This window comes from Streptomyces sp. NPDC001858, from assembly GCF_053594615.1.
The window spans coordinates 56,541-71,002 of the sequence record NZ_JBSFEV010000026.1 but is presented as its reverse complement, the minus strand read 5'-3'; the positions used below and the strand labels follow the sequence as shown (position 1 = coordinate 71,002).

The following is a 14,462-nucleotide window of genomic DNA, read 5'->3' as shown; positions in this document are numbered from 1 at the left end:
CACAACGGCGCCGCAGCAAAACGACGGCACATCGCGGCACAGACGACGAGGGCGCCCGGCAATCCCGGGCGCCCTCGTCGTATGTACGACCAGCAGTCAGCTCTTCTTACCGGCCGACTCGGCTTCGTCCTGCTTCACATCAGCACCGTCGGACTCGGCGTCGGCCTCGCCCTTCGCCTCGACACCGTCCTTGGCCTTGGCCTCGACGTCGGCATCCGCCTCGGCGTCATCCTTGGCCGCGCCCTCCGTCTTGCCCTCGTCCTTGCCCTCGTCATCGCCGTCGGCGTCGCCATCGCCGTCACCGTCGGATTCCGCATCACCGCCGGAGGCCTCCGCCCCCGGCTCGACGACCGCTTCGCGCCCCGGCCGCTTCTTCGCCGAGATCACGATGTAGATCACCGCGAGCAGGAACACGATCAGCGCGGTCCAGACGTTGAGCCGCAGGCCGAGGATGTGGTGGGCGTCGTCGACGCGCATGTTCTCGATCCACGCGCGGCCCACGCAATACCCGGCGACGTAGAGCGCGAACGCCCGGCCGTGGCCCAGCTTGAAGCGGCGGTCGGCCCAGATGACGAGGAGCGCGACGCCGATGCACCACAGCGACTCGTACAGGAACGTCGGGTGGTAGTAGCCCGGCACCCGGCCGTCCGCCGAGGACGTGATGTGCAGCGCCCAGGGGAGGTCGGTCTCCTTGCCGTACAGCTCCTGGTTGAACCAGTTGCCCCAGCGGCCGATGGCCTGTGCGAGCGCGATGCCGGGCGCGATGGCGTCCGCGTACGCGGGCAGTGCGATGCCCCGGCGACGGCAGCCGATCCACGCGCCCACCGCACCGAGCGAGATCGCGCCCCAGATGCCGAGGCCGCCCTCCCACACCTTGAACGCGTCCACCCAGTCACGGCCCTCGCTGAAGTACAGCTCGTAGTCCGTGATCACGTGGTAGAGCCGGCCGCCCACCAGTCCGAAGGGCACCGCCCAGACGGAGATGTCGGCCACCGTGCCGACCCGCCCGCCCCGGGCGACCCATCGCCTGTTGCCGAGCCAGACCGCGACGAAGACGCCGATGATGATGCAGAACGCGTAGCCGCGCAGCGGAACGGGGCCGAGGTACAGCACTCCGTGCGACGGGCTGGGAATGTAGGCAAGTTCCATGGCAGGGTCGACGCTACCCTGCCGGACCGGGCCGACGGCGGGCAGCCCGGCAACGGCTCCATAACAGGCGGGTGTGAAACGGGCCCACCGCTGCCTCACCCGTTGTCGGCGTCCTCCACCATCTGCTTCAGTTTCGCCGGGGTCATCGACTGGTCCTGATAGATGTTCTTGCCGTTGAACAGCACGGTCGGGGTGCCGCCGAAGTGGCCGTTCTGGAAGGCCTGGTTGGACTTGTCGACCCAGCTGCTGTGCGTGCCGTCCTCGACGCACTTGCGAAACGCGGGCGTGTCGAGACCGTCGACCTCGGCCGCGAGCTCGATGAGTCTGCTGTTCTCGGCGTAGGCGTCCTTCGTTTCCTCCGGCTGGTTCTCGAACAGCACGTCGTGGTAGGCGGTGAACTTTCCGACGTCCTGTGCGCAGGCCGCCGCGTTCGCCGCGTTGCGGGAGCCGCTGCCGCCCATGTTCCCGTCGATGAGGGTGGCCAGGTGGTACTCGACCTTGAGCTTTCCGGCTTCCGCCAGCTCATGGATCGTGGGCCGGTACGCCGTCTCGAAGGCCTTGCAGGCCGGGCAGCGGAAGTCCTCCCACACCGTGAGCGTGGACTTGGCGGTGTCCTTGCCGACGGGGATCGCGAGCGCGTCCTCGCCCTGCGCGCCCGAGGGCGCCACGACCGGGCCCGCCTTGTCGCTGCTGTCGTCCTTGCCGGAGTTCGCGGCGACGACGCCGATCACGGCGGCCAGCCCCAGCACACAGACCACGCTCGCGCTCACGATCAGTGTGCGCCGACGCCGCTCGGCGGCCTTCTGCTTGTCGCGCTCCGCCGCCAGCCGCTCCCGGGCAGTGCGCTTTCCGTCACGATTCTTCTCGCTCACACCCCCAGAACGAACCGGGGAGGCGCATTGCGCCTCCCCGACCCCAGGTCCACCCGTTCGGGTGACCTGACCTCCCGTTACGCCTGACGGCTCACGCCTGTCCGCGCACGCCCTTCGCCAGCTCGCCCGCGAGCGCGCGGACCGCCTCGACGCCGGCCGCGTCGTCCGGCGCGTCCAGCATCCGCTTGACGAAGGCCGAGCCGACGATCACTCCGTCGGCGAAGCCCGCCACCTCGGCCGCCTGCCGGGCGTCGGAGACGCCGAGGCCGACGCAGACGGGCAGGCCGGTGCCGGTGGCCCGGGTCCGCTCGACCAGGTCCTGGGCCTGCGCGCCGACCGACTCACGGGTGCCGGTGACGCCCATCAGCGAGGCGGCGTAGACGAAGCCGCTGCCCGCCTCGGTGATCTGCGCGAGCCGTGCGTCCTTGCTGCTCGGCGCCACGACGAAAACCGTCGCGAGGCCGTGCTTCGCGGCGTGCTCCCGCCACAGCGCCGCCTCCTGCACCGGCAGGTCCGGCAGGATGCAGCCGGCCCCGCCCGCCTCGGCCAGCTCGGCCGTGAAGCGCTCGACGCCGTAGCGGTCGATGGGGTTCCAGTACGTCATGACGAGAATCGGACTGCCGGTCGCCTCGAAGGCCTCGCGGACCGTGCGCATGACGTCCGCGATGCGCACCCCGCCGCGCAGGGCGATGTCGTCGGCGGTCTGGATGACCGGGCCGTCGAGGACGGGGTCGCTGTGCGGCAGCCCGACCTCGACCACGTCCGCGCCGCCGTCGAGGACGGCCTTGATCGCCTCGATGCCGCCGTCCACGGTCGGGAACCCGGCCGGGAGGTAGGCGATGAGCGCGGCCCGGCCGTCCGCCTTGGCGGCGGCGAGGGTGTCCGACAGCAGTTGGATGTTGCCGCTCACTTGGCGTCCCCCTCGATCTCGGCGGTGTCGGCCGCGTTGGCGGCGACCTCGGCGTCGGTGTCGTACAGCCCGAAGTAGCGGGCGGCCGTGTCCATGTCCTTGTCGCCGCGGCCGGACAGGTTGACGATGATCAGCCCGTCCTTGCCGAGTTCCCTGCCGACCTCCAGGGCGCCGGCCAGCGCGTGGGCGCTCTCGATGGCCGGGATGATGCCCTCGGTGCGCGACAGCAGCCGCAGTGCCTGCATGGCCGCGTCGTCGGTGACCGCGCGGTACTCGCCGCGGCCGCTGTCCTTGAGGTAGGAGTGCTCGGGGCCGATGCCCGGGTAGTCCAGGCCGGCCGAGATGGAGTACGGCTCGGTGATCTGGCCCTCGTCGTCCTGGAGGACGTAGGAGCGGGAGCCGTGCAGGATGCCGGGCTCGCCGGCGGTGAGGGTGGCCGCGTGCTCGCCGGTCTCGATGCCGTGGCCGGCCGGCTCGCAGCCGATCAGCCGGACGCCGGCGTCCGGGATGAACGCGTGGAAGAGGCCGATGGCGTTGGAGCCGCCGCCGACGCAGGCGACGGCCGCGTCGGGCAGGCGGCCGGCGCGCTCCAGGATCTGGCGGCGGGCCTCGACGCCGATGACGCGGTGGAAGTCGCGGACCATCGCCGGGAACGGGTGGGGGCCGGCGACCGTGCCGAACAGGTAGTGGGTGCGGTCGACGTTGGCGACCCAGTCGCGGAAGGCCTCGTTGATGGCGTCCTTCAGCGTGCGGCTGCCGGACTTCACGGCCACGACCTCGGCGCCCAGCATGCGCATGCGGGCCACGTTGAGGGCCTGGCGCTGGGTGTCGATCTCGCCCATGTAGATCGTGCAGTCGAGACCGAACAGGGCGCAGGCGGTGGCCGTGGCCACGCCGTGCTGGCCCGCGCCGGTTTCGGCGATCACGCGCGTCTTGCCCATGCGCTTGGTGAGCAGCGCCTGGCCGAGCACGTTGTTGATCTTGTGGGAGCCGGTGTGGTTGAGGTCCTCGCGCTTGAGGAAGACCCGGGCGCCGCCCGCTTCCGCGGCGAACCGGGGGACCTCGGTGAGCTGCGAGGGTCGGCCGGTGTAGTGGACCAGCAGGTCTTCGAGCTCGCGCGCGAACTCGGGGTCGTGCTTGGCCTTGTCGTACTCGACGGCGACCTCGTCGACGGCGGCGACGAGGGCCTCCGGGATGAACTTGCCGCCGAACGCGCCGAAGTAGCCTTCGGCACTCGGGACTTGACCCTCGGGGTCGGGAATGAAGAACTCGCTGGGCATGCGTATACCTCACGGTGAGTGCGTGAAAAAAGACACTGTTCGCCGTGGGGGCGGGGATATGTTCGTCGGCTGCGGGCCGTCAGTGGCCGGTCGCGCCCTCGCGGCGGTAGCCGCACATCAAATACAGCCCCGCGCCCCTGAAGGGGCGCTGCCATCGGCGGCCGTTGACCTGCCCGGGTTCGTCACCGATGACGTAACGCACGCGACGGCCGTGCACCCTGCGGGCGGGCGCGCGGCAGCCACGGGGGCGGCAGCCGCGCGCGAGGCGGGCGTACCGGTCCGTGGTGGCCGTCGTGAGGTTCATCGGGGGAAGCCTATCGAACGATCAGCTGCGGCCGTGGCGCAGTGCCGGGTGTTCGCCCGCTGCGACCAGGTCGGCGACGGCCGTCTTCGGGTCGCGTCCCGTCACCAGGGACTCGCCGACCAGGACCGCGTCGGCGCCGGCGTTGGCGTAGGCGATGAGGTCGTGCGGGCCCCGGACGCCGGACTCGGCGATCTTGACGATATGGGCCGGGATCTCGGGCGCGACGCGCTCGAAGGTGCCCCGGTCCACTTCGAGGGTCTTCAGGTTGCGCGCGTTGACGCCGATCACCTTCGCGCCCGCGTCGACCGCGCGCTCGACCTCGTCCTCGTCGTGGACCTCGACGAGCGGGGTCAGGCCGATGGAGACGGCGCGCTCGATCAGCGACTCCAGGGCCGACTGTTCGAGGGCGGCCACGATCAGCAGGGCGAGGTCGGCGCCGTACGCGCGGGCCTCCCACAGCTGGTACGAGGTGACGATGAAGTCCTTGCGCAGGACCGGGATGTCCACGCGGGCGCGGACGGCCTCCAGGTCGGCCAGCGAGCCGCCGAAGCGGCGCTGTTCGGTGAGGACGGAGATGACGGCCGCGCCGCCCGCCTCGTAGTCCGCGGCGAGGCCGGCCGGGTCGGCGATCGCGGCCAGCGCGCCCTTGGACGGGCTGGAGCGCTTGACCTCGCAGATGACCTTGACGCCGTCGCCGCGCAGTGCCGCGACCCCGTCCTTGGCCGCGGGCGCCTTCGCCGCGCGCTCCTTGAGCTCGTCGAGGCCGACGCGCGCCTGCCGCTCCGCGAGGTCGGCACGGACTCCGTCGATGATCTCGTCGAGCACACTCACGCGAGCGGCCCCCTTCCAGCTGAGAGACGGGTGACAGTTCCAGCGACCAGCGAAAAAGGTGGTCACTGCGATGGTATCCGGAGGAAGGCGAAGGCCTCACATCCGGTTGACGGCGGTCCCAGTACCTGGACGTCCGCCTGTTGATCAAGGGTGTAGCCAGCCACCGACCGGCAGGTTCCGGACAACCGTGAAGACCAGTAGCAACGCGCCCGCCGCCCAGAGCTGCACCGAGGTGAGGTCGACGCGCATCGGCCGGCCACGGGCCACGCGGACCACCCAGACGGTCCAAAGAGCCGCGAAGCCCAGATAGGCCAGGACGGCGAGCGCGTTGTCCTGGAGGGCGGCCTGGAAGTCGCCGTGCACGACGGCGTGCGCGCTGCGCAGGCCGCCGCAGCCGGGGCAGTACAGGCCCGTGTAGCGCAGCAGGGGGCAGGCGGGATAGTGGCCGGGCTCGTTGGGGTCGACGGCTCCGACGTAGGCGAAGGCCCCGGCGACGGCCGCGAGGATCCCGGCGGGCACGGCCAGTCGTCCGACGGTCGTAGACGTCACCCTCTGGCGGTCGGCGTTCACGCCTCGCATTGTGCCCCGTGGCTGCGCCACGCGCGCGTGAGGGGCGGCCGGTTGCGCACCGGCCGCCCCTCATCAAGTCGCGGGAGACTCAGCCCTCGACGCTCGCCGGCTCACGGGTCGCGGTGGGCGCCGCGACCCGGTGCACCGGGTGCGCGGTCCGCTGCTGGCCGAGGCCCGCCGCGCGCATCGCCATGCCGACGACGCCGGCGAGAGCCACGATCGCCATGCCGGCCCAGAAGCCGAGCGGCTCGGCCATCACCATGAACGCGCCCGCGACGCAGAACCCGACGATCGCGATGGTGACACCGGTCCAGGCGGCCGGGGTGTGTCCGTGGCTACTGCCCGCCATGTGTTGCTCCTCAGTGCTGTCTCTGTGTCCGTCCGAGCCGGACGCTCATCGTCCATTGTCCCGTACGCGCACGCGTAACGGACGCGGGGGTGGTCATCGGTTGCGTCTGATTCACCACATCGAGAACCGGCTCCGAAGTGGTCGGAAGGGGTCGGGAGGGGGCGGGAGGGGTCGGGAGAGGCGGTCAGGCCGGATCCGCGCCCGTCGGGTCCTCGCCGCGGTCCAGGGCCTTCCACATGTCCTCGGGGCGGTCGGGGTCGACGGGCCGGGCGGTGCGCCGGGGGCGCGGGGCGCCGTCGCGCTCGTAGCGGCCGGACATGGCGGGCCACAGCCGGCCGTAGCGCAGGGCGAGCAGGCCGGCCAGGAGGATCAGGGCGCCGCCCACGGCCGCGGCGTACGGCCAGGCGGTGTGGGTGAAGGAGGCGACGGTGGCCGTGGTGTCGCCGGAGGCCTTGGCGGCCTGTTCGTCGAGGGCGGCGCCGTCGGTGGCGCCGAGCAGCGCGGCGGTCATGATCCCGGCGCCGGAGAGCGCGAGCAGGGCGGAGACGGCGAGGCGTCCGGCCCTGCGGACGGCGAAGACGGCGACGAGCGCGGCGAGGCCCACTATGGCGAGCGCCGCGGGCACGCCCGTGACGTCGCTGCCGGTGGCGGTCAGCGGGAAGGCGCCGCCGGCGACCGTCGCCGTGCCCTCCGACCATTGCTGCCGGGTGGACAGCAGGGCCACGGCCGCGCCCAGCGCGCCGCCCAGCAGGGCGACGGCGAGACTCAGACGGCCCGACCGGGCGGAGGCGGCTTCGGAACGGGGGTGCGGAACAGCAGCAGTCACGTACCCCACTATCGCCTGAAGCCCGGGCGAACCGTCACCCGGGGTTCACGTGATACGCGCCCCACTGTCCGGACGGCGGTTATCCGGCGAGCCGGTTTGCGGTGTGGACCGCGCGCAGTACGGCCGCCGCCTTGTTGCGGCACTCCTGGTCCTCGGCGACCGGATCGGAGTCGGCGACGATGCCCGCGCCGGCCTGGACGTAGGCGGTGCCGTCGCGCAGCAGGGCCGTGCGGATGGCGATGGCGGTGTCGGAGTCGCCCGCGAAGTCCAGGTAGCCCACGCAGCCGCCGTACAGGCCGCGGCGGGAGGGCTCCAGTTCGTCGATGATCTGCATGGCGCGCGGCTTGGGGGCGCCGGAGAGGGTGCCGGCCGGGAAGCAGGCGGTGAGGACGTCGAACGCGGTGCGGCCGGTCGCGACCTTGCCGGTGACCGTGGAGACGATGTGCATCACGTGCGAGTACCGCTCGATGGACATGAAGTCGACGACCTCGACCGAGCCCGGTTCGCAGACCCGGCCCAGGTCGTTGCGGCCCAGGTCGACGAGCATGAGGTGCTCGGCGCGTTCCTTGGGGTCGGCGAGCAGTTCGTCGGCGAGGGCCTGGTCCTCCTGCGGGGTGGCCCCCCGGTGCCGGGTGCCGGCGATGGGGTGGACCAGGGCATGGCCGTCCTCGACCTTGACCAGGGCCTCCGGGGAGGAGCCGACGACGTCGAAGCCCTCGAAGCGGAACAGGTACATGTACGGGGAGGGATTGGTGGCGCGCAGCACCCGGTACACGTCCAGCGCGCTCGCCGTGCACGCCGTCTCGAAGCGCTGGGAGGGGACGACCTGGAAGGCCTCGCCCGCGCGGATGCGCTCCTTGACGTCCTCGACGGCTGCCTGGAAGTCGGGGCCGCCCCAGCGGGCGGTGTACTCGGGGAGCTCGGAGGGCGGCAGGACGGCGGGCGGCTGGGCGACCGGGCGGGCGAGGTCGGCCTCCATGGCGTCGAGGCGGGCCGTCGCGTCCGCGTAGGACTCGTCCACGCCCGTGTCGAGGTCGTTGTGGTTGATCGCGTTGGCGATCAGCAGGACGGAGCCCTCCCAGTGGTCCATGACGGCGAGGTCGCTGGTCAGGAGCATGGTCAGCTCGGGGAGCCGCAGGTCGTCCCGCTCGCCGGGGCCGATCTTCTCCAGGCGGCGGACGATGTCGTAGCCGAGGTAGCCGACCATGCCGCCGGTGAAGGGCGGCATACCCTCCTGGTGGGGGGTGTGCAGGGCCTCGATGGTGGCGCGCAGCGCGGCGAGCGGGTCGCCGTCGACGGGGACGCCGACGGGCGGGGTGCCGAGCCAGTGGGCCTGTCCGTCGAGCGCGGTGAGGGTGGCCGAGCTGCGGACGCCCACGAAGGAGTACCGGGACCAGGAGCGGCCGTTCTCCGCGGACTCCAGCAGGAAGGTGCCGGTGCGTTCGGCGGCGAGCTTGCGGTAGAGCGCGACCGGGGTGTCACCGTCGGCGAGGAGCTTGCGGGTGACCGGGATGACCCGGCGGTCGGTGGCCAGCTTGCGGAACGTCTCGAGGTCCATGGCGGCTGACCTTACTGATCCGAGGCGGGTACGCCGGAATCGACGCCGCCGGCGTCGTCCGCGTCCTTCAGGAGCACATCGGCGTCGAAGCAGGTGCGGGCGCCGGTGTGGCAGGCGGCGCCGACCTGGTCGACCTTGACGAGCACGGTGTCGGCGTCGCAGTCGAGGGCGACGGACTTGACCCACTGGAAGTGGCCGGAGGTGTCGCCCTTGACCCAGTACTCCCGGCGGCTGCGCGACCAGTAGGTGCAACGGCCGGTGGTGAGCGTGCGGTGCAGCGCCTCGTCGTCCATCCAGCCGAGCATGAGCACCTCGCCGGTGTCGTACTGCTGGGCGATGGCGGGGACGAGCCCGTCGGCGCTGCGCCTGAGGCGCGCGGCGATCTCGGGGTCGAGGGTGCTGGGCTGGGGCGTGCTGGTCATGCCTGCCATTGTGCCGCGCGCCACTGACAGTGACGGGCTGTGTCCACTGGTTGGTCGGGCGACGGGTGGGCGGACCTGGTACGTGGTCGTAGGCTGACTCCATGTCGACTTTCGCCAAGCGTGAACGGCTTCTGCTCGCCGACCTCTTGGAAACCGCGGGTCCCGAGGCGCCGACCCTCTGCGAGGGCTGGCAGACCCGGGATCTGGCGGCGCACGTGGTGGTGCGCGAGCGCCGTCCGGACGCTGCCGGCGGGATCCTGATCAAGCAGCTCGCGTCCCGCCTGGACAAGGTGATGGAGGAGTTCGCCGCCAAGCCGTACGAGGAGCTGCTCCAGCTGATCCGCACGGGTCCGCCGCGCTTCTCCCCCTTCCAGCTCAAGCAGCTCGACGAGGTGTCGAACACGATCGAGTTCTACGTCCACACCGAGGACGTCCGCCGTGCCCAGCCCGACTGGACGCCGCGCGAGCTCGACCCGGTGTTCCAGGACGCGCTGTGGTCCCGGCTGGAGCGCACCGCGCGCCTGATGGGCCGCGGAGCCGCGACGGGCCTGGTCCTGCGCCGCGCGGACGGCCGCACGGCGGTCGCCAACCGGGGCACGCCGGTGGTGACGGCGACCGGGGAGCCGTCGGAGCTGCTGCTGTTCCTGTACGGCCGGCAGAGCGTCGCCAAGGTGGAGCTGGACGGCGAGCAGGACGCGATCACCAAGCTGTCGGCCGGCAAGCAGCTCGGGATCTGAGCGGGCGGCTCAGCGGGGAAGTTCGGCCCGGCGCAGCTGCCCTGAGGCCAGAGCGACGACGGCGCTCAGTCCGCACACCGCGGCACAGCCCGCGAACACCGGTCCGGTGCCCCATGCCTCGACGGCCCGGCCGACCACCGGGAAGGTGAGGGGCGCGAGGCCGAAGCCGACCAGGGTGGAGACCGAGGTGACGCGGCCGAGGTAGGCGGGACCCGTGTGGGCCTGGAGCAGCGCCCCGGTGAGGGCCCCGGCCAGTCCGGCGAGCAGCCCGATGGCGAGGGCCACGGCGGCCGCCCCGGCGACGGTCGGCACGCGCGCGAGGGCGCCGATCGCGACGGCGCCGGCCAGGCTGGTGAGCGCTGTCACGAGGCCGGCGCGCGGCACCCGGCCGCGCCAGGCGAGCAACGACGAGGCCGCTCCGGCCCCGACGCCGAACCCGGCGAGCACCAGCCCCATGCCGGAGGCGCCCCAGCCGCGCTGCTGCGCAAGCAGGGTCAGGCCGATGTTCATGGGTCCGACGAATCCGAGGTCGGCGAGGGCGGCGAAGAGCACCAGGGGGCGCAGGACGGGGTCGCGTCCGATGTGGCGCAGCCCGTCGCGCAGTTCGGCCAGGGCGCCGACGCGGGTGTTCGTGTCGTCCGGCGGCAGTGGTCCGACCCGCACGGCCCGCAGCGCCGGGAGGGACGCGCCGATCAGCAGGGCGGCGAGCCCGAAGGCCCCCGCGGTGCCGCCCAGGGCGATGCCCAGGCCGCCGAGCGGAGCGCCGAGCACGTTGGCGAGCCGGACGGCGAGGCCGCGCATGCCCTGTACCCGGGCGAGCTGTCCGGGGCCGGTGATCCGGGCGGGCAGGGCGCCGGCGGCGGGCAGGAAGACGGCGTCGACGATCCCGAAGACGACGGCCACCGTGCCCAGCGTCCACAGCCCGGGGCCGGTCGCGAGGAGCAGCACGGCCGCCGTGAGGGCCAGCAGGCAGCGCACGCCGGTGCTGCCCACGACGACCCGACGGGGCCCGTAGCGGTCGGCGATCACTCCCCCGCCCAGCATCAGCAGGGCGCGCGGCACGGCGCTGACGGCGGTGACGAGCCCGGCCTGGGCGGGGCTGCCGGCCTGGACGGCGGCCCAGGACAGGGCGAGGTAGTAGACGTTGTCACCGACCGAGGACGACAGGTATCCCCCGAGCCAGCGCAGGACATTGGGATCGCGGTGGGCGTCGCGCTCGGCTACGCGCGCGTGCTCGGTGAGCGTGCGGGGCGCGGACATGGGCCCTCTCAGAATCGGAACGGGAAGCCGTACGTGTGCACCGCGACGTTCTCGCGGCCCTCGGTGTCGCCCGCCGCCTCGGCGGCCTTGCCGCGCTCCTCGTACTTGCGGACGACGGCGTACATGTCCTTGGAGAGCGTGGCGAGTTCCTCGGCGGTGAGTCGGAGCAGCCACTCGGAGGAGTCGGACGCTGTCTTCCACGCGTCGCTCCAGTGGGCCCGCTCGTCGAGGTGGCGGCGGTACATCTCGGTGCGCTGGTCGAAGAAGAGGCGGCTCGCCGCGGTGTGCGCGGCGGCCTTCTCCGGTGCGTCCCGGAAATCCGCGTCATGGATGGCGATGCCGTCGGAGGAGGGCTGCCACCAGCGCTCACGGCCGTCCGTGCTCTGGGCCTCGGCCTCCTCGATCAGACCGTGCTCGGCGAGCTTGCGCAGGTGGTAGCTGACCAGCGAGACGGCCTCGTCGACCTGGTCGGCGAGCTGGGACGCGGTCGCCCTGCGGGCGAGGGTCAGGCACCGGTACAGCTGCGCCCGCAGGGGGTGGGCGATCGCCTTGAGCGTGCCCACGTCCTTGATGCTGCGGTCTCTCTCACGGTCGGTCACAACCCTCACCGTAGATGCGAAAGAAAACTTGCGCAATACAAGTTGCGCAACTTTCCTTTTGCATCTGCCCACGAGTAAGCCCCGCCCACCAGGTGGACGGGGCTTACAGGCTCACCGCACGGGGTGTCCGGCGCCCCGCAGCGCGTCCTTCACCTGACCGATCCGCAGGTCGCCGAAGTGGAACACCGACGCCGCCAGGACCGCGTCCGCGCCCGCCTCGACGGCCGGCGGGAAGTCGGCGAGCCGGCCGGCGCCGCCGGAGGCGATGACCGGGACCGTCACATGCCCCCGCACCGCGGCGATCATCTCCAGGTCGTAGCCGTCCTTCGTGCCGTCCGCGTCCATCGAGTTGAGCAGGATCTCGCCCGCGCCCAGCTCGGCCGCCCGGTGCGCCCACTCGACGGCGTCGATGCCGGTGCCCTTGCGGCCGCCGTGCGTCGTCACCTCGAAGCTGCCCGACGCGGTGCGCCGGGCGTCCACCGACAGCACCAGGACCTGGCTGCCGAACCGCTCGGCGATCTCCTTGATCAGCTCGGGTCGGGCGATGGCCGCGGTGTTCACGCCCACCTTGTCGGCGCCCGCCCGCAGCAGCTTGTCGACATCCTCGGGAGCGCGCACCCCGCCGCCGACGGTCAGCGGGATGAAGACCTGCTCGGCGGTGCGGCGCACCACGTCGTAGGTCGTCTCGCGGTTGCCCGACGAGGCGGTGATGTCCAGGAACGTCAGCTCGTCGGCGCCCTCGGCGTCGTAGACCTTGGCCATCTCGACGGGGTCGCCCGCGTCGCGCAGGTTCTGGAAGTTGACGCCCTTGACGACCCGGCCGTTGTCCACGTCCAGGCAGGGAATGACTCGTACGGCCAGGCTCATGGTGCGGACTCCCCTCGGAACGCCTCCACCTCGACCTCGACGACCAGACTCGGGTCCACGAGGCCGGAGACGATGATCATGGACGCGGCGGGCCGGACGGCGTCGAACAGCTCCTTGTGCGCGCGTCCGACCTCGTCCACGTCCCGGGCGTGGGTGAGGTACATGCGCGTGCGCACGACGTCGTCGCTGCCGAGGCCCAGCCGCCCCAGTGCCGCGAACGCGACGTTGAAGGCGTTGACCGTCTGCTCGTAGGGGCCGCCGCCGGCGATCTGGCCGTCCACTATGGAGGTGCAGCCGGAGACCAGCACCAGGCCGTTCGGCAGCTCGACCGCGCGGGAGTAGCCGAAGGCGTCCTCCCAGGGCGCGCCGGTGGCGACGCGTCGCAGCTCGCTCACTCGGCCACCGCCTCCAGGGCCTCTTCCAGGGTGAACGCCTTCGCGTAGAGCGCCTTGCCGACGATGGCGCCCTCGACGCCGAGCGGCACCAGCTCGGCGATGGCGCGGAGGTCGTCGAGGGAGGACACGCCGCCCGAGGCCACGACCGGCCGGTCCGTCGCCGCGCACACGGTGCGCAGCAGCTCCAGGTTGGGGCCCTGCAGCGTGCCGTCCTTGGCGATGTCGGTGACGACGTAGCGGGCGCAGCCCTCGCCGTTGAGCCGCTCCAGCGTCTCGTAGAGGTCGCCGCCGTCCCGGGTCCAGCCGCGGCCGCGCAGGGTCGTGCCCCGGACGTCCAGGCCGACCGCGATCTTGTCGCCGTGCTCGGCGATGACCTTGGCGACCCAGTCGGGCGTCTCCAGAGCGGCGGTGCCGAGGTTCACGCGCGTGCAGCCGGTGGCGAGGGCGGCGGCCAGGGTGTCGTCGTCGCGGATGCCGCCGGACAGCTCCACCTTGATGTCCATCGCCTTCGCGACCTCGGCGATCAGCGCCCGGTTGTCGCCGGTGCCGAACGCGGCGTCCAGGTCGACCAGGTGCAGCCACTCGGCGCCCGAGCGCTGCCAGGCGAGGGCGGCCTCGAGCGGGGAGCCGTAGGAGGTCTCGGTCCCGGACTCGCCGTGCACGAGCCGGACGGCCTGGCCGTCGCGGACGTCGACGGCGGGGAGGAGTTCGAGCTTGCTCACAGTGTTCCGATCCAGTTGGTGAGGAGCTGGGCTCCGGCGTCGCCGGACTTCTCGGGGTGGAACTGCGTGGCCCACAGGGCGCCGTTCTCCACGGCGGCCACGAACGGCTTGCCGTGCGTGGACCAGGTCACCTTGGGGGCGCGGATGGCCGGGTTCAGCACTTCCAGGGACCAGTCGTGGACGGCGTAGGAGTGCACGAAGTAGAAGCGCGCGTCCGCGTCCAGTCCGGCGAAGAGCTCGGAGCCCTCCGGCGCGTCCACGGTGTTCCAGCCCATGTGGGGCACGATGTCGGCCTGGAGCGGGCCGACCGTGCCGGGCCATTCGTCCAGGCCCTCGGTCTCCACGCCGTGCTCGATGCCGCGCGCGAACAGGATCTGCATGCCGACGCAGATGCCCATCACCGGACGCCCGCCGGACAGCCGCCGGTCGATGATCCAGTCGCCGCGCGCCTCCCTCAGGCCCTTCATGCAGGCGGCGAAGGCGCCGACGCCCGGCACCAGCAGCCCGTCGGCGTTCATGGCCGTGTCGAAGTCCCGCGTGATCTCGACGTCGGCCCCGGCGCGGGCGAGGGCGCGCTCGGCGGAGCGGACGTTGCCGAAGCCGTAGTCGAAGACGACGACCTTCTTGGGTGCGGTGCTTTTGCTCAATTCCACACCTCCAGCCTCATCACGCCGGCGACGAGACACATCGTCGCGCCGATCGAGAGCAGCACGATCAGGTTCTTCGGCATCTCCTGCTTGACGAAGGAGTAGATGCCGCCGGCCAGGAAGAGGCCGACGACGATCAGGATGGTCGACAGTCCGGTCATGGC

Annotated in this window: 19 protein-coding genes; 1 reads left to right on the top strand and 18 read right to left on the bottom strand. The window is 72.1% G+C overall.

Annotation, left to right across the window (positions count from 1 at the left end; all coding sequences use genetic code 11):
• Nucleotides 1-96: 96 nt before the first annotated feature.
• The 11 genes from lgt to hisI form a co-directional block, all read right to left on the bottom strand.
• Nucleotides 97-1,149, bottom strand: a complete 1,053-nt coding sequence (lgt, locus tag ACWCPF_RS30225; protein WP_451048267.1) for a prolipoprotein diacylglyceryl transferase — start codon at nucleotides 1,147-1,149, stop codon at nucleotides 97-99.
• A gap of 95 nt (nucleotides 1,150-1,244) precedes the next feature.
• Nucleotides 1,245-2,021: a thioredoxin domain-containing protein gene (locus ACWCPF_RS30220; protein ID WP_451048266.1), complete on the bottom strand. Its 777-nt coding sequence runs from the start codon at nucleotides 2,019-2,021 to the stop codon at nucleotides 1,245-1,247.
• A 91-nt stretch (nucleotides 2,022-2,112) separates the two neighbouring features.
• The gene (gene trpA, locus ACWCPF_RS30215) at nucleotides 2,113-2,931 is read right to left on the bottom strand and encodes a tryptophan synthase subunit alpha (protein ID WP_451048265.1); all 819 of its coding nucleotides are present in this window, start codon (nucleotides 2,929-2,931) and stop codon (nucleotides 2,113-2,115) included.
• Complete coding sequence (trpB, locus tag ACWCPF_RS30210) at nucleotides 2,928-4,211, bottom strand: tryptophan synthase subunit beta (RefSeq protein WP_451048264.1); 1,284 nt, start codon at nucleotides 4,209-4,211, stop codon at nucleotides 2,928-2,930. The genes trpA and trpB overlap by 4 nt, the downstream gene beginning before the upstream one ends.
• Before the next feature lie 79 nt (nucleotides 4,212-4,290).
• The gene (gene trpM, locus ACWCPF_RS30205; RefSeq protein ID WP_451048263.1) at nucleotides 4,291-4,515 is read right to left on the bottom strand and encodes a tryptophan biosynthesis modulator TrpM; all 225 of its coding nucleotides are present in this window, start codon (nucleotides 4,513-4,515) and stop codon (nucleotides 4,291-4,293) included.
• A 21-nt stretch (nucleotides 4,516-4,536) separates the two neighbouring features.
• Entirely contained in the window at nucleotides 4,537-5,346 is an 810-nt protein-coding gene (trpC, locus tag ACWCPF_RS30200) for an indole-3-glycerol phosphate synthase TrpC (RefSeq protein ID WP_451048262.1), read from the bottom strand.
• A gap of 144 nt (nucleotides 5,347-5,490) precedes the next feature.
• Entirely contained in the window at nucleotides 5,491-5,925 is a 435-nt protein-coding gene (locus ACWCPF_RS30195; protein WP_451048261.1) for a DUF2752 domain-containing protein, read from the bottom strand.
• A gap of 79 nt (nucleotides 5,926-6,004) precedes the next feature.
• The gene (locus tag ACWCPF_RS30190) at nucleotides 6,005-6,265 is read right to left on the bottom strand and encodes an HGxxPAAW family protein (RefSeq protein ID WP_451048260.1); all 261 of its coding nucleotides are present in this window, start codon (nucleotides 6,263-6,265) and stop codon (nucleotides 6,005-6,007) included.
• Between the two features lie 184 nt (nucleotides 6,266-6,449).
• Nucleotides 6,450-7,100 (bottom strand): TIGR02234 family membrane protein, encoded by a 651-nt coding sequence (locus ACWCPF_RS30185; protein WP_451048259.1) that lies wholly within the window; start codon nucleotides 7,098-7,100, stop codon nucleotides 6,450-6,452.
• Nucleotides 7,101-7,170: 70 nt separating this feature from the next.
• Nucleotides 7,171-8,649 (bottom strand): anthranilate synthase component I, encoded by a 1,479-nt coding sequence (locus ACWCPF_RS30180; protein ID WP_451048258.1) that lies wholly within the window; start codon nucleotides 8,647-8,649, stop codon nucleotides 7,171-7,173.
• Between the two features lie 11 nt (nucleotides 8,650-8,660).
• A complete protein-coding gene (gene hisI, locus ACWCPF_RS30175) occupies nucleotides 8,661-9,071 on the bottom strand; it encodes a phosphoribosyl-AMP cyclohydrolase (protein ID WP_451048257.1) in 411 nt (136 codons plus the stop codon).
• Nucleotides 9,072-9,172: 101 nt separating this feature from the next.
• Here hisI and ACWCPF_RS30170 point away from each other — a divergent pair, with 101 nt between their 5' ends.
• Complete coding sequence (locus ACWCPF_RS30170) at nucleotides 9,173-9,808, top strand: TIGR03085 family metal-binding protein (RefSeq protein WP_451048256.1); 636 nt, start codon at nucleotides 9,173-9,175, stop codon at nucleotides 9,806-9,808.
• 9 nt (nucleotides 9,809-9,817) lie between these two features.
• Here ACWCPF_RS30170 and ACWCPF_RS30165 read toward each other — a convergent pair whose 3' ends face one another.
• The 7 genes from ACWCPF_RS30165 to ACWCPF_RS30135 all read right to left on the bottom strand — a co-directional run bounded on the left by ACWCPF_RS30165 (nucleotide 9,818) and on the right by ACWCPF_RS30135 (nucleotide 14,459).
• Nucleotides 9,818-11,068, bottom strand: a complete 1,251-nt coding sequence (locus tag ACWCPF_RS30165) for an MFS transporter (protein WP_451048255.1) — start codon at nucleotides 11,066-11,068, stop codon at nucleotides 9,818-9,820.
• Between the two features lie 8 nt (nucleotides 11,069-11,076).
• Entirely contained in the window at nucleotides 11,077-11,667 is a 591-nt protein-coding gene (locus ACWCPF_RS30160; RefSeq protein ID WP_451048254.1) for an ArsR/SmtB family transcription factor, read from the bottom strand.
• Nucleotides 11,668-11,778: 111 nt separating this feature from the next.
• Entirely contained in the window at nucleotides 11,779-12,534 is a 756-nt protein-coding gene (gene hisF, locus ACWCPF_RS30155; protein WP_451048253.1) for an imidazole glycerol phosphate synthase subunit HisF, read from the bottom strand.
• On the bottom strand, nucleotides 12,531-12,929 hold the full coding sequence (locus tag ACWCPF_RS30150; protein WP_451048252.1) for a RidA family protein: 399 nt from the start codon (nucleotides 12,927-12,929) through the stop codon (nucleotides 12,531-12,533). The genes hisF and ACWCPF_RS30150 overlap by 4 nt, the downstream gene beginning before the upstream one ends.
• Nucleotides 12,926-13,651 carry a bifunctional 1-(5-phosphoribosyl)-5-((5-phosphoribosylamino)methylideneamino)imidazole-4-carboxamide isomerase/phosphoribosylanthranilate isomerase PriA gene (priA, locus tag ACWCPF_RS30145; RefSeq protein WP_451048251.1) on the bottom strand — a complete coding sequence of 242 codons (726 nt, stop codon included), beginning with the start codon at nucleotides 13,649-13,651 and terminating at the stop codon, nucleotides 12,926-12,928. The genes ACWCPF_RS30150 and priA overlap by 4 nt, the downstream gene beginning before the upstream one ends.
• Nucleotides 13,648-14,298, bottom strand: a complete 651-nt coding sequence (gene hisH / locus ACWCPF_RS30140) for an imidazole glycerol phosphate synthase subunit HisH (protein WP_451048250.1) — start codon at nucleotides 14,296-14,298, stop codon at nucleotides 13,648-13,650. Before hisH ends, priA begins: the two co-directional genes overlap by 4 nt.
• Nucleotides 14,295-14,459: a hypothetical protein gene (locus ACWCPF_RS30135; protein ID WP_451048249.1), complete on the bottom strand. Its 165-nt coding sequence runs from the start codon at nucleotides 14,457-14,459 to the stop codon at nucleotides 14,295-14,297. Before ACWCPF_RS30135 ends, hisH begins: the two co-directional genes overlap by 4 nt.
• Nucleotides 14,460-14,462: the final 3 nt, after the last annotated feature.

Coding starts and splice junctions, on each gene's coding strand:
- lgt (WP_451048267.1), bottom strand. CDS start 1,149: ATGGAACTTGCCTACATTCCCAGCCCGTCGCACGGAGTGCTGTACCTC.
- trpB (WP_451048264.1), bottom strand. CDS start 4,211: ATGCCCAGCGAGTTCTTCATTCCCGACCCCGAGGGTCAAGTCCCGAGT.
- trpM (WP_451048263.1), bottom strand. CDS start 4,515: ATGAACCTCACGACGGCCACCACGGACCGGTACGCCCGCCTCGCGCGC.
- ACWCPF_RS30195 (WP_451048261.1), bottom strand. CDS start 5,925: ATGCGAGGCGTGAACGCCGACCGCCAGAGGGTGACGTCTACGACCGTC.
- ACWCPF_RS30190 (WP_451048260.1), bottom strand. CDS start 6,265: ATGGCGGGCAGTAGCCACGGACACACCCCGGCCGCCTGGACCGGTGTC.
- ACWCPF_RS30180 (WP_451048258.1), bottom strand. CDS start 8,649: ATGGACCTCGAGACGTTCCGCAAGCTGGCCACCGACCGCCGGGTCATC.
- hisI (WP_451048257.1), bottom strand. CDS start 9,071: ATGACCAGCACGCCCCAGCCCAGCACCCTCGACCCCGAGATCGCCGCG.
- ACWCPF_RS30170 (WP_451048256.1), top strand. CDS start 9,173: ATGTCGACTTTCGCCAAGCGTGAACGGCTTCTGCTCGCCGACCTCTTG.
- ACWCPF_RS30165 (WP_451048255.1), bottom strand. CDS start 11,068: ATGTCCGCGCCCCGCACGCTCACCGAGCACGCGCGCGTAGCCGAGCGC.
- hisF (WP_451048253.1), bottom strand. CDS start 12,534: ATGAGCCTGGCCGTACGAGTCATTCCCTGCCTGGACGTGGACAACGGC.
- ACWCPF_RS30135 (WP_451048249.1), bottom strand. CDS start 14,459: ATGACCGGACTGTCGACCATCCTGATCGTCGTCGGCCTCTTCCTGGCC.